Origin of the sequence: Pseudomonas sp. SC3(2021), from assembly GCF_019856535.1 — a bacterium.
Taxonomy (GTDB): Bacteria; Pseudomonadota; Gammaproteobacteria; order Pseudomonadales; family Pseudomonadaceae; genus Aquipseudomonas; species Aquipseudomonas monsensis.
In genome coordinates this window covers 1647552-1659951 of the sequence record NZ_CP082236.1, presented here as the reverse complement: position 1 = coordinate 1659951, position 12400 = coordinate 1647552, and the positions used below count along the sequence as shown (strand labels likewise).

The window sequence follows — 12400 nt, the reverse complement described above, 5'->3', positions numbered from 1 at the left end:
TGCTTTTCTTGTCTGAAAATTCGCCAACTATCTGGATTCATTGATTTTTCCGACTGGATTATCAGACCTCGTTGCGTGGCGGATTTGCCAAAAGCAACCATCCTTTCCCTGCACTCGAAATACTTCGATAAGTTAAGGTCTGCGGAGAAAGAATGGACACTACGGATTTGCAACTCACGGATTACCTGCAGGCACTTCAGGTGACGTTGAAGAGTCATCATGAGGGTTGCCGTATCGTGAGGCTTGAAGCGGGGTCGGATACTCAGGAGTTCGACCGGTTCATTGATCGGCAATTTCGGCTTCGGCTGCAGCATTACATGCTGACGTCGAGGGCCCGGATGTTCGAAGAGAAACTGGCGATAAGGTCGCGCAGTACGCATTTTCTGCTGTACCGGCACGACCAGCCGCTGGCAGTGCTGAGGGCGACTCCGGCACCGTTCGAATGGGTGTCGCTGGCGCAGCAACATGTTTCTCCGACGGTGGCGTTGTCACGCCATGTCGAATTCAGCCGTTTGATCTCGTACTCGACCAACCCGCTACCGGTGGCGGTCAACGGTCTGCTGGCGGCGGCTACCGAGTGGGCGATAAAAAGCGGTTACCAGGGCGTCACCGCCCTGTGCAGGTCGCAACAGCTGCGCTTTTATCAGCGTTTCGGCCTGATGCCCATCGCTTCCAATGCCTTGCACATCGAACAGCGCGCACGCGGCGATTACTGGGTGTTATCTGCGCAGTGGCGGCAAATCCTCGCGGCGCTTCAACAACCTGATCACGCGACGGTTGGCCACCTCGTGCAAAAACCATTGGCGTGTCATCCGCTGCAGTTGTGAAGGCGTTCAAACTGCCTTGCCAGCCGGGTTCTGAAACCCTGACTGGCAAGACGCCGAAGGTTTTATCAGGGCAGCAGGATGGTCGAGCCGGTCGTGCGCCGAGCCGACAGCTCGGTCTGCGCCTTCGCCGCATCGGCCAGTGGGTAACGCTGGCTGATTTCGACCTTGAGCTTGCCGCTGATGATCATCTCGAACAGTTCATCGGCCATGCGTTGCAGGTTCTCGGCGTTGTTGGCGTAGGTCGCCAGGGTCGGCCGGGTCACGTACAGCGAGCCCTTGGCCGCAAGTATCCCCAGATTCACCCCGTCCACGGCACCGGACGCATTGCCGAAACTCACTACCAGGCCGCGGGGTGACACGCTGTCGAGCGAGGTCAGCCAGGTGTCCTTGCCGACGCCGTCATAGACCACCGGGACTTTCTTGCCGTCGGTCAGCTCCAGCACGCGTTGGGCAACGTTTTCATGGCTGTAATCAATGGTCGCCCAGGCGCCGTTGGCCTTGGCCAGTTCGGCTTTTGCTTTCGAGCTGACGGTGCCGATCAGCTTCACCCCCAGTGCCTTGGCCCATTGGCAGGCCAGCGAACCGACGCCACCGGCGGCGGCGTGGAACAAAATGGTTTCGCCGCCCTTGAGTTCATAGGTCTGGCGCAGCAGGTACTGCACGGTCAAGCCCTTGAGCATCACGCCGGCAGCGGTTTCAAAACTGATTTCGTCCGGCAGTTTCACCAGGTTGTCCTGGGGCAATACGTGCAACTGGCTGTAGGCACCCAACGGGCCGCTGCCGTACGCCACACGATCACCGACCTTGAAGCGGGTGACGTCACTGCCGACCGCGTCAACGACGCCGGCACCTTCCGCGCCCAGGCCTGACGGCAAGGCTGGCGGTGCATAGAGGCCACTGCGGAAATAGGTGTCGATGAAGTTCAGGCCGATTGCCTTGTTGGCTACGCGCACTTGATTCGGGCCGGGCGTGGCGGGTTCGTAGTCAACATATTCGAGCACTTCGGGACCGCCGTGGGCGCGGAACTGGATACGCTTTGCCATCTGCCTGCTCTCCTTGGGTCTTTCGTGAGCCCCCTATCCAACTCTCCTGCTTGATCTTCGTCAACTGCGGTGCGCTTGCCTGCGGTGGTATGCTACGCGCCCATTTGCGTCGACCCCCGCCTGCGGGGCGCCGCGTAGTGATGCCCCGATTCAAGGTGAAGCCATGACGACCCGCACCGACGCCGTAAAGGCCTATCTGCTCGACCTGCAAGACCGCATCTGCGCCGCACTCGAAAACGAGGACGGCGGCACGCGCTTCGTCGAAGACGCCTGGACCCGGCCCGCTGGCGGTGGCGGTCGTACTCGTGTGATCGAAAACGGCACGGTGATCGAAAAGGGCGGCGTCAACTTCTCCCACGTGTTTGGCAGCGGCTTGCCGCCATCGGCCAGCGCTCATCGTCCGGAACTGGCGGGGCGCGGTTTCGAAGCCCTCGGCGTGTCGCTGGTGATTCACCCGCACAACCCGCATGTGCCGACGTCCCACGCCAACGTGCGCTTTTTCATCGCCGAAAAGGAAGGTGAAGAGCCGGTCTGGTGGTTCGGTGGCGGCTTCGACCTGACCCCGTATTACGGCAATGAACAAGACTGCATCCACTGGCACCGCGTTGCCGAGCAGGCCTGTGCGCCGTTCGGTGCAGACGTCTACCCGCGTTACAAGGCCTGGTGCGACACCTACTTCCACATCAAGCACCGCCACGAACCACGCGGCATCGGCGGCCTGTTCTTCGATGACCTGAACGAGTGGGACTTCGATACCAGTTTTGCCTTCATGCGTGCCATCGGCGACGCCTACATCGACGCTTACTTGCCGATCGTGCAGCGCCGCAAACATGATGCGTTCACCGCCAAACAGCGTGAATTCCAGGAATTTCGCCGTGGCCGCTATGTCGAGTTCAACCTGGTGTATGACCGTGGCACCCTGTTCGGCCTGCAATCGGGGGGGCGTACCGAGTCGATCCTCATGTCGCTGCCGCCGCAAGTGCGCTGGGCCTACGATTTCAAAGCCGAGCCCGGCAGCGAAGAAGCGCGCCTGACCGACTACTTCCTGCAAGACCGCGACTGGCTCGCTGAGGACTGCTGATGGATCGTTACGTCGTTTTCGGTAACCCGATCGGCCACAGCAAATCGCCGATGATCCACAAACTGTTTGCCGAGCAGACCGGGCAACGCCTCGACTACAGCACCCTGCTGGCGCCACTCGACGACTTTAGTGGCTGCGCCACGGCGTTCTTTCAGGAAGGTCGCGGCGCCAACGTCACTGTACCGTTCAAGGAAGAGGCCTATCGTCTGGCGAACAGCCTGACTGCTCGTGCGCAACGGGCTGGTGCGGTAAACACCTTGAGCAAACTGGCCGATGGTTCATTGCTGGGCGACAACACCGACGGCGCCGGCCTGGTGCGCGACCTGACGGTGAACGCCGGTTTCAGCCTGACCGGCAAACGCATCCTCCTGCTCGGTGCTGGTGGCGCAGTGCGTGGCGCGCTGGAGCCGTTGCTGGCGGAAAAACCGGCGTCGGTGATCATCGCCAACCGCACGGTGGACAAGGCCGAGCTGCTGGCCGAGTTGTTCTGTGATCTGGGGCCGGTGTCGGCCAGTGGTTTCGACTGGTTGCAGGAACCGGTGGACGTGATCATCAACGCCACCTCCGCCAGCCTGACCGGCGAGGTGCCGCCGATTGCGCCGAGCCTGATCGAACCGGGCCAGACCCTGTGCTACGACATGATGTACGGCAAGGAACCGACTGCGTTCTGCCGTTGGGCCAGCGAGCATGGTGCGGCGGTGTCGATGGATGGTCTGGGGATGCTGGCTGAGCAAGCAGCCGAGGCGTTTTACCTGTGGCGCGGCGTGCGCCCGGATACGGCGCCGGTGCTGGCCGAACTACGCCGCCAGCTAGCGCAATAATCCTTGCAGGAGTGAGCCTGCTCGCGAGAGCGGAGTGTCAGTTGAAACATTTGTGTCTGACACTCCGATCTCGCGAGCAGGCTCACGCCTACAGAGGCATGCGGTGTTTGTTGGATCAGTCCTCAAACCGGATCGGGCATTTCTCCGGCCCTTCCAGCTTGCGCAACTCCTCCACCACCTGTGGCCGTGCCCGGCGCAGGGTCAGGCTGCGATTCTGGTGCAGCAGGCGCCGCGCTTCCTGATGCAGCATCTCCACGCCGGAATAGTCGATGAAGTTGATGTGCTGCGCATCAATCACCACCCGCGTGCCGTGCAGCCTTTGCAGGCGCACTTGCAGGTAATGGCTGGCGCCGAAGAAGATCGAGCCACCGACCCGCAGCACATCGTCTTCACCGTCGCGCCAATGCTGGACCCGCGGTTGCGAGGTGCGCTTGAGGTAGAAGAACAGCGACGCCAGCACCCCGGCGTAGATCGCTGTCTGCAATTCCAGCAGCAAGGTTGCGAGGCAGGTCAGCGCCATGACCACGAACTCGGCGTGGCTGACCCGTAGCAACGAGCGGATGCCACGATGATCCACCAGCCCCCAGGCGATCAACAGAATGCTCCCGGCCATGGCGGGAATCGGAATGTGCGAAATCAGTCCGGCGCCGAAAATCGCGAACAACGCCACCCAGATTGCCGAAAATACCCCGGCCAGCGGTGAGCAGGCGCCCGCCTCGTAACTCAGGCCGGAACGGGTGAAGGAGCCGGCGGACAACGATCCGGAAAAGAACGCGCCGACGATATTCGATAAACCCTGCGCACGCACTTCCTGATTGGCATCGAGCAGTTGCTGCGAACGTGCAGCAATCGAGCGGGCGATCGACAGACTGGTGACCAGTGCGAGCATGCCCACTGCCACCGCACTCGGCAGCAAGCGCAGAATCAGATCCAGATCCAGCGGTAACCCACTGAACGGCGGCAAGCGTCCGACAAAAGTGCTGACCAGATGCACATGGCCGAACATCGACGGCCACAGCCACACGACTGCACTGCCCAGCACCAAAGTTATCAACAGGGTCGGCCAGCGCGGCAGCAGTTGTTTGAGCACGAAACCGACCAGCACCGTCGCCACGCCCAATGCCAATGAGGGTTTATCCACAGCCCGCAGGTGTTGCAGCAGGTCCATCAGGCTGGCCAGTGCCGTGGCTTTCGCCGGCAGGTCCAGCCCGAGCAGGTTGGGCAATTGGCCGATCGCAATCACCACTGCCGCGCCGAGGGTGAACCCCAGCACCACGGAATGCGACACGAAATTCACCAAAGCGCCGAAGCGCAGCAAGCCCAGCAGCCACTGGAAGATGCCGGCAAGAAAGGTCAGCAACAGGATCAGCGTGATGTAGTCCTGCGACGCGGGGACGGCCAGTGGACTGACACTGGCATACAACACAATCGAAATCGCTGCCGTCGGGCCACAGATCAGATGCCACGACGAACCCCACAGGCAGGCGATCATCACCGGGATGATCGCGGCGTAGAGGCCGTACTCCGGCGGCAGGCCGGCAATCAGCGCGTAGGCGATCGACTGGGGTAACGCGAGAATCGCTCCGCTGAGGCCGACGATCAGATCCCGTCCGACGCTGGCGCGGGTTTGTCGCGGCAACCAGGTGAGGAAGGGGAAGAGAGAGTGGCGGCTGGGGACGGCCATGGAGCCTCGCGGTTGGGGTTTTGTTCAAGGTTATCAGGGTGTCAGGGGAAAGGCCCCTCACCCTGGCCCTCTCCCAGAGGGAGAGGGAACTGAGCGCGGTGTTTATCAGAGATTCACCGACCTGCGATTTCAGAGTTGAACGCAAGTTTTGAATCCAACAGATATCGGCTCCCTGCCCCCTCGCCCCCCTGAGGGAGAGGGCTTGGGTGAGGGGGTAAAAATCTCACGCCGGGCACAATTCCAACAGTCCCACAATCAAAGCTTTGCCTTGACCGCCGCCAACGCGTCCTTCCCATCGACGGTCTTCACCCCCTCCAGCCATTTATCCAGCACCGCCGGATTGGCCTTGATCCAGGCCTTGGCGGCGTCGGCATTGCTGACCTTCTTGTTCACCACCTCAGCCATGATGCTGTTCTCCATCTCCTGAGTGAACGACAGATTGGTCAGCAACTTACCCACGTTCGGACATGCGTCGGCGTAACCCTTGCGCGTCAGTGTGTACACGCTGCCGGTATCGCCAAAGTATTTTTCGCCGCCCTTCAGATAATGCATTTTCAACTGCACGTTCATCGGGTGCGGTGTCCAGCCGAGGAAGGTGACGAATTTCTGTTTCTTCACTGCGCGCGACACTTCGGCGAGCATCGCCTGTTCGCTGGATTCAATCAGCTTCCACTGGCCCATGTCGAAATCGTTTTTCTTGATGATTTCCTGCAGTGAAATGTTCGCCGGGGCGCCCGAGCCGATGCCGTAGATCTTGCGATCGAACTTGTCGGCGTATTTATTCAGGTCGGCAAAGTTATGCACACCGGCGTCCCACACGTAATCCGGCACCGCCAGGGTAAATTCCGTACCGTCCAGGTTCTTCGCCAGTTGCGTGACATCGCCAGGGGCGACGAATTTGTCGTAAAAGCCCTGTTGCGCCGGCATCCAGTTGCCGAGAAACACATCGACCTGACCGTCCTTCAACCCGCCGAAGGTGATCGGTACCGCGAGGGTATCGACCTTGGCCTTGTAGCCCATGCCATCCAGCAGAAACCCGGTGATGGCGTTGGTGGCGGCAATGTCGCTCCAGCCCGGGTCGGCCATTTTCACTGTGTCGCAGCTTTGTTCGGCGAATGCCGATGCGCTGCTCAGCGCTATCAGGCCGACCGTCACTACTGTGGATAACTTGCGCATGGAATTCCCCTTACATTATTGGTTTTGGCAGGGTTGTGGATAACGGGCCTTGCGCTCCAGGTCATCGAGGTCGATGTGGTTGCGCATGTACTGCTGACTGGCGTCCACCAGCGGCTGGTGATCCCAGCTCTTCAGTTTGCCGATGGTCAGGGCATCGGCAACAAAACGACGGCGGCGCTGGCTGGCGAGTACAGCGCGGTGAATCGCCGGAATGTCCCACTTGGCCCGCGCTTCGGCGAGAAAATCGTCGAAAAGCGGGCGATGTTGCGGCGACTGGCTGAGTTCTTCGAGTTCACGCGGATCGTTGTGTACGTCGAAGAGTAGGCACGGGTCGCTTTCACTGTAGATAAATTTGTACGCGCCGCGACGGATCATCATCAGCGGGCTGACCGTGCCTTCAGCCATGTATTCGCCGAACACTTCGTCATGCCCGCCCTCCCCTTGCAGATGCGCCAGCAGCGAGCGGCCGTCCAGCGGCAAGTTCGGCTCCAGGCTACCGCCGGCCAGTTCGACGAAGGTCGGCAACAGGTCGGCGGTGGACACCGCGGCGCTGACCCGGCCGGCAGCGAATTGCCCCGGAGCGCTGATCAGCAGCGGCACCCGTGCGGCCATCTCGAACCAGTGCATTTTGTACCAGAGCCCCTTCTCGCCAAGCATGTCGCCGTGGTCGCCGGAGAAGACGATGATGGTGTCGTCGATCAGCCCGGTATCTTCCAGGGTTTGCAGGAGTTTGCCGACGTTGGCGTCGATATAGCTGCAGGCACCGAAGTAGGCACGGCGCGCGTCGCGAATCTTATCCACAGGCAGCGGCTTGTCCCACAGGTCGTAGACCTTGAACAGGCGCTGCGAATGCGGATCGAGGGCGTGTTGATCCGGGGTGGTCGGCAACGGGATGTCACTGTCGTCGTACAAATCCCAGAACGCCTTGGGAATTGTGTACGGGTCGTGTGGATGTGTCATCGACACGGTCAGGCAGAACGGCTGGTCGCCGTCCTCGCGAATGTGGTCGAACAGGTATTGCTGGGCCTTGAACACCACCTCTTCATCGAAGTCGAGCTGATTGGTGCGCACGCACGGCCCTGCCTGCAGTACCGATGACATGTTGTGATACCAGCTCGGACGCACATCCGGTTCGTCCCAGTTCACCGCCCAGCCGTAGTCGGCCGGGTAGATGTCGCTGGTCAGGCGTTCTTCATAGCCGTGCAATTGATCCGGGCCGCAGAAATGCATCTTGCCCGACAGCGCGGTGCGGTAGCCGAGGCGGCGCAGATAGTGGGCGTAGGTCGGAATGTCGGCGGGGAAATCGGCAGCGTTGTCGTAGGCGCCGATCTTGCTCGGCAACTGGCCGCTGACCAGGGTGAAGCGCGACGGAGCGCACAACGGACTGTTGCAGTACGCGGCATCGAACACCACGCCTTGAGCGGCGAGGCGCGAAAGGTTCGGCAATTTGATCGGCGACGGGCCGTAGATTGGCAACATTGGCGCGGCCATTTGATCGGCCATGATGAAAAGAATGTTCTTGCGCTTCATGTGATCGCGGCATTCCATAGTGAATATTTATGCGACATTGCTGCGATCGAGCATGGAGTCCATGCCCTGTCCGGTAAAGCCCGCGCCGGACAATGACTAGGATAAGCACAGCTTATGTATGAAGCCCTCGGCAACCTGTCCCTCGACCTGTTGCGCGCCTTCGAAGCGGCGGCGCGTCATCACAGTTTTACCGCCGCTGCGGTGGAGCTGGGCACCACGCAGCCAGCGATCAGCCAACAGATCAAGCGTCTGGAAGAACAGCTGGGTGCGCGGCTGTTTGACCGGATCTACCGCGGCATCGAACTGACCGAGGGCGGGACGATCCTGTTCGAGCAGGTTCAGCTCGGTTTGCAGAATATCGACGCAGGATTGAGTGCGATCAGTACGCAACAGCAGCATGAAGTGCTGCAGGTCGCTACCGACTTCGCCTTCGCCGCGTATTGGCTGATGCCGCGTTTGCACCGCTTTCATGAAGCCAACCCGCAGGTCGATGTCAGCCTGGTCACCAGCGAGCGCAACCACAACATGCTGCGCACCGACATCGACGTGGCGATCCTGTTTGGCGACGGGCGTTTCAAGCAGGGCGAAAGCCATTGGCTGTTCAGCGAGGAAGTGTTCCCGGTGTGCAGCCCGCAATTGCTCAAGGAGCGCGCCCTGCCCTTGCCCGCCCAGGCGTTGCTGGAGTTTCCGCTGCTGCACTTGCGCGGGGAAAACAGCAGCAACTGGTTTGACTGGAGCGGGCTGTTCCGTGAACTGGGCATCACCACTCCGCCAGCACCGGGGCAGGTGCGTTTCGACAATTACACCCTGTTGATTCAAGCGGCAATCGGCGCCCAAGGCGTGGCGATCGGCTGGCGCCACCTTGTGGATAACTTGCTGAGCCAGGGTTTGCTCTGCCGGCCGATCGCCGAAACCACCTTGTCGCGGCTGGGTTATTACGTGGTGCTGCCCCAGCGTAAACGGCGCGGGGCGTTGATTCAGCAGTTTGTCGACTGGTTGATGGCCGAGCAGGCCAGCAGCGCCGAATCCCTCAAGGGAATGGCCTTGCCTTCGATTGCGGTTTGAAGATCAAAAGATCGCAGCCTGCGGCAGCTCCTGCCGAAGGCTGCGATCTTTTTACGTATCTGTGGCGGCAACAAAATTCACATGTTCACCCACATGCAGCTTCAACCGCAGCTCATCGGCGATCCCCACTGCCACGCGGTTCAGCCGTTCCAGCGGCTCCGCCAGCCCCGGCTCAAGATTGCCGCCCACCTGACTGAAATGCTCGATAGTCAGCCCCGCCACGCCGTGAGGAGCATTCACCAGCGTCCACTGCAGCGGGCTGCTTTGCAGGGCTTCGCGGATTTCTTCGGCGGCATGGCGTTGCAGTCCGTCGTCCAGCTCCAGCTCGTCGAGGACGGCAAAATTCCCCACCAGAAACAGCCGTGAAACGTTGGCCGCCTGCAGGCCGTCGACCAACGCATCGACCGCCAGCACCTGTTCCACCGGGCCGAGCACCACGGACCTTTCCACATGGTCGCTGCTGAACGGCAGGCCCGGTGCATCCAGCAGACAGATCACCGCCGAGCTGCCGGCTACGCTTTGCGTGACCCGCTCGGCGTCGAACAGATCGCCGCTTTTGGTGCGCAGCCCGGGACGTGGCGCGAGTACGTTCAAATCGTCGAGAATCGCGATGACTTCGTGCTGGCGTCGCAGCAACTCAGCCATCAACGCGCCGCCGAGGCTGGCCATGGCACCATAGAGCACCACTTTCACCGTCGGGGTTTCGGCATTTTTCATGGCTGTTTTCCTTGTTGTTGTCCTATATGGCGTGTGACGGTGGAAAACGCCGAGGGTTCGAACCGATTCAGAGGGTTTCAGATGCAAGTCATCAAGGGTTACCACGCCCACGTCTATTTCGACGCCCATACCATCGACCAGGCGCGAGCCCTGTGCGAGCAAGCGGCGCAGTTGTTTGCAGTGACGATGGGCCGTGTCCACGAACGGCCGGTCGGTCCGCACCCGGACTGGAGCTGCCAGTTGGCGTTCGGCCCGGAGCTGATCGGCGAGGTGTTGCCGTGGCTGGCACTGAATCGACAGGGACTGGTGGTGTTCCTGCACCCCGACACGGGCGATGACTTGCTCGACCACACCGAGCATGCAATCTGGATGGGGGCAATCCGCCCGCTGGATTTGTCTGTTTTTTGATCAGCCAGTTAAACCTGCAAGGTTTCTTCAGGCTCCCCCGGCAGTTGCTCGTCCAGATGCAGCCAGGGCAATTGGCTGTCGGTCCAGATATGCCGCTCGGCCGGCGCTGACTCCGGGTGGTCCAGCGTGGCGATGGTCAGGTCGATGCTCTCGGGGCTGAGTTGCGTCACCAGCGCCAGTTGCGCACCGCAGTGCGGGCAGAAATATCGCGCGCAACTGCCCGACGAGTCGTAGCGCGAAGGTGTCCCGGCCAGCCACTGGAAGTTGGCCGCTGGCACCGTGATCCATGTGGTGACGATCCCGCCGCTGACCTTGCGGCAGATCGAGCAGTGGCAGTGAGCGATGTCCTGCAACGGCCCGCTGAACTGATAGCGGATATGTCCGCAGTGGCAGCCACCGCTGTGCAATTGGCTCATGTCTGTGCCCTCCCGTCCCCGAATTGATTGACTCCAGTCGCATCCGACAACCGGTTGGCCGTTCGCCCGAAGCTTTCTGCGGCGAAAGGTAGCTGAAAGGTTGCCCGATTAGGATCGCCGCCACTACCGGCAACAGACCGGTTGGCTGCCGTGTGCGATTGCTCGCCCGCCCGGCCCAATTAACAACAACAATGGTGATTCTGATGTCCTCTGTAGCCCGCCTTTTCGCTGTCACTCCGCCCGTACGTCTCGTGCTTCCCGTTCTGCGCTGATCCCGCCCGGTCCGCTCAATCAACTAGCCGCGCTACGCCTGGAGTATTCCCATGCTGACTTTCCTTGGCTTCGCCATGGTCATCACGTTCATGTTCCTGATCATGACCAAGCGCCTGTCCGCGCTGATCGCCCTGATCATCATTCCGATCATCTTCGCTCTGTTCGGCGGTTTCGCGCCGAAGATCGGTCCGATGATGCTCGAAGGTATCACCAAGCTTGCGCCGACCGGCGTGATGCTGATGTTCGCCATTTTGTACTTCGCCCTGATGATCGACTCCGGCCTGTTCGACCCGGCCGTGCGCAAGATCCTCAAACTGGTCAAGGGCGACCCGCTGAAAGTTTCGGTCGGAACCGCCGTACTGGCGCTCGTCGTCTCCCTCGATGGTGACGGCGCGACCACTTACATGATCTGCGTGGCCGCCATGCTGCCACTGTACAGCCGCATCGGCATGAGCCCGCGAATCATGGCCGGCCTGATCATCCTCGCCGGTGGCGTGATGAACATGACCCCTTGGGGTGGCCCGACTGCCCGTGCCGCCAGTGCGCTGCATGTGGATCCGTCGGACATCTTCGTGCCGATGATCCCGGCAATGGCCGCCGGCGTGGTGGCGATCCTGATCATTGCCTACTTCTACGGCAAACGTGAGCGTGCGCGTCTGGGTGAGCTGCACCTGATTGGTGACGAGATCGATCACAGCGAAATCAGTGTGTCGCAGTTCCCGGATGCCCGTCGCCCGAAGCTGATCTGGTTCAACGGCCTGCTGACCCTGGGGCTGATGTGCACGCTGATCGCCGGCCTGCTGCCGCTGCCGGTGCTGTTCATGGTGGCCTTCAGTATCGCGATGATCGTCAACTACCCGTGCCTGCAAATGCAGAAGGACCGCGTCGCGGCTCACGCCGGCAGTGTGCTGTCGGTGGTCAGTCTGATTTTCGCGGCGGGGATCTTCACCGGTATCCTGTCCGGAACCGGGATGGTCGACGCCATGTCGAAAAGTCTGCTGGCAGTGATTCCGGATTTCCTCGGCCCGTACCTGGCGGTGATCACGGCGCTGGTGAGCATGCCGTTCACGTTCTTCATGTCGAACGACGCGTTCTACTACGGCGTGTTGCCGGTGCTCTCCGAAGCGGCCAGCCATTACGGCATCACCGCGGTGGAAATGGCCCGTGCCTCGATCGTCGGTCAGCCCGTCCACTTGTTGAGCCCGTTGGTGCCATCGACTTATCTGTTGGTCGCTTTGGCCGGTATCGAATTCGGTGACCACCAGCGCTTCACCTTGAAGTGGGCAGTTCTGGTCTGCCTGTGCATACTAGTGGCCGCCTTGCTGCTGGGAACGTTCCCGCTGTTCAGCACGTTGTAAC

At 60.9% G+C, this 12400-nt stretch carries 12 protein-coding genes; 6 read left to right on the top strand and 6 right to left on the bottom strand.

Annotation, left to right across the window (positions count from 1 at the left end; all coding sequences use genetic code 11):
* Positions 1-152 precede the first annotated feature (152 nt).
* A complete protein-coding gene (locus tag K5Y35_RS07250; RefSeq protein WP_222833982.1) occupies positions 153-827 on the top strand; it encodes a hypothetical protein in 675 nt (224 codons plus the stop codon).
* A 65-nt stretch (positions 828-892) separates the two neighbouring features.
* On the opposite strand, the gene K5Y35_RS07245 is transcribed toward K5Y35_RS07250, so the two are convergent.
* Complete coding sequence (locus K5Y35_RS07245) at positions 893-1870, bottom strand: quinone oxidoreductase family protein (RefSeq protein WP_186746956.1); 978 nt, start codon at positions 1868-1870, stop codon at positions 893-895.
* A 163-nt stretch (positions 1871-2033) separates the two neighbouring features.
* On the opposite strand from K5Y35_RS07245, the gene hemF reads away from it, so the two are divergent.
* Positions 2034-2951 (top strand): oxygen-dependent coproporphyrinogen oxidase, encoded by a 918-nt coding sequence (gene hemF / locus K5Y35_RS07240; RefSeq protein ID WP_123470131.1) that lies wholly within the window; start codon positions 2034-2036, stop codon positions 2949-2951.
* Positions 2951-3772 carry a shikimate dehydrogenase gene (gene aroE / locus K5Y35_RS07235; protein WP_123470132.1) on the top strand — a complete coding sequence of 274 codons (822 nt, stop codon included), beginning with the start codon at positions 2951-2953 and terminating at the stop codon, positions 3770-3772. Before hemF ends, aroE begins: the two co-directional genes overlap by 1 nt.
* A 115-nt stretch (positions 3773-3887) precedes the next feature.
* Here aroE and K5Y35_RS07230 read toward each other — a convergent pair whose 3' ends face one another.
* The 3 genes from K5Y35_RS07230 to betC all read right to left on the bottom strand — a co-directional run bounded on the left by K5Y35_RS07230 (position 3888) and on the right by betC (position 8162).
* Positions 3888-5456: a SulP family inorganic anion transporter gene (locus tag K5Y35_RS07230; protein WP_222833981.1), complete on the bottom strand. Its 1569-nt coding sequence runs from the start codon at positions 5454-5456 to the stop codon at positions 3888-3890.
* A 255-nt stretch (positions 5457-5711) separates the two neighbouring features.
* Positions 5712-6632, bottom strand: a complete 921-nt coding sequence (gene choX / locus K5Y35_RS07225) for a choline ABC transporter substrate-binding protein (RefSeq protein WP_128615016.1) — start codon at positions 6630-6632, stop codon at positions 5712-5714.
* Between the two features lie 15 nt (positions 6633-6647).
* Positions 6648-8162, bottom strand: coding sequence for a choline-sulfatase (gene betC, locus K5Y35_RS07220; RefSeq protein WP_222833980.1), 1515 nt, complete (start codon positions 8160-8162; stop codon positions 6648-6650).
* A 114-nt stretch (positions 8163-8276) separates the two neighbouring features.
* Here betC and K5Y35_RS07215 point away from each other — a divergent pair, with 114 nt between their 5' ends.
* A complete protein-coding gene (locus K5Y35_RS07215) occupies positions 8277-9227 on the top strand; it encodes a choline sulfate utilization transcriptional regulator (protein WP_222833979.1) in 951 nt (316 codons plus the stop codon).
* Between the two features lie 51 nt (positions 9228-9278).
* Here K5Y35_RS07215 and K5Y35_RS07210 read toward each other — a convergent pair whose 3' ends face one another.
* Positions 9279-9944, bottom strand: a complete 666-nt coding sequence (locus tag K5Y35_RS07210; RefSeq protein WP_128615018.1) for an NAD(P)-dependent oxidoreductase — start codon at positions 9942-9944, stop codon at positions 9279-9281.
* Positions 9945-10025: 81 nt separating this feature from the next.
* Between K5Y35_RS07210 and K5Y35_RS07205 the strand changes: the two genes are divergently transcribed.
* The gene (locus K5Y35_RS07205) at positions 10026-10352 is read left to right on the top strand and encodes a DOPA 4,5-dioxygenase family protein (RefSeq protein ID WP_123470143.1); all 327 of its coding nucleotides are present in this window, start codon (positions 10026-10028) and stop codon (positions 10350-10352) included.
* 8 nt (positions 10353-10360) lie between these two features.
* On the opposite strand, the gene K5Y35_RS07200 is transcribed toward K5Y35_RS07205, so the two are convergent.
* Entirely contained in the window at positions 10361-10768 is a 408-nt protein-coding gene (locus tag K5Y35_RS07200; protein WP_123470145.1) for a GFA family protein, read from the bottom strand.
* A 323-nt stretch (positions 10769-11091) separates the two neighbouring features.
* Here K5Y35_RS07200 and K5Y35_RS07195 point away from each other — a divergent pair, with 323 nt between their 5' ends.
* Complete coding sequence (locus K5Y35_RS07195; RefSeq protein WP_123470147.1) at positions 11092-12399, top strand: CitMHS family transporter; 1308 nt, start codon at positions 11092-11094, stop codon at positions 12397-12399.
* Position 12400: the final 1 nt, after the last annotated feature.

Excerpts from the sequence above, each read along its gene's own strand:
- choX (WP_128615016.1), bottom strand. The coding sequence starts at position 6,632 with ATGCGCAAGTTATCCACAGTAGTGACGGTCGGCCTGATAGCGCTGAGC.
- hemF (WP_123470131.1), top strand. The coding sequence starts at position 2,034 with ATGACGACCCGCACCGACGCCGTAAAGGCCTATCTGCTCGACCTGCAA.
- K5Y35_RS07230 (WP_222833981.1), bottom strand. The coding sequence starts at position 5,456 with ATGGCCGTCCCCAGCCGCCACTCTCTCTTCCCCTTCCTCACCTGGTTG.
- K5Y35_RS07210 (WP_128615018.1), bottom strand. The coding sequence starts at position 9,944 with ATGAAAAATGCCGAAACCCCGACGGTGAAAGTGGTGCTCTATGGTGCC.
- K5Y35_RS07245 (WP_186746956.1), bottom strand. The coding sequence starts at position 1,870 with ATGGCAAAGCGTATCCAGTTCCGCGCCCACGGCGGTCCCGAAGTGCTC.
- K5Y35_RS07215 (WP_222833979.1), top strand. The coding sequence starts at position 8,277 with ATGTATGAAGCCCTCGGCAACCTGTCCCTCGACCTGTTGCGCGCCTTC.
- aroE (WP_123470132.1), top strand. The coding sequence starts at position 2,951 with ATGGATCGTTACGTCGTTTTCGGTAACCCGATCGGCCACAGCAAATCG.
- K5Y35_RS07205 (WP_123470143.1), top strand. The coding sequence starts at position 10,026 with ATGCAAGTCATCAAGGGTTACCACGCCCACGTCTATTTCGACGCCCAT.
- K5Y35_RS07195 (WP_123470147.1), top strand. The coding sequence starts at position 11,092 with ATGCTGACTTTCCTTGGCTTCGCCATGGTCATCACGTTCATGTTCCTG.
- betC (WP_222833980.1), bottom strand. The coding sequence starts at position 8,162 with ATGAAGCGCAAGAACATTCTTTTCATCATGGCCGATCAAATGGCCGCG.
- K5Y35_RS07250 (WP_222833982.1), top strand. The coding sequence starts at position 153 with ATGGACACTACGGATTTGCAACTCACGGATTACCTGCAGGCACTTCAG.
- K5Y35_RS07200 (WP_123470145.1), bottom strand. The coding sequence starts at position 10,768 with ATGAGCCAATTGCACAGCGGTGGCTGCCACTGCGGACATATCCGCTAT.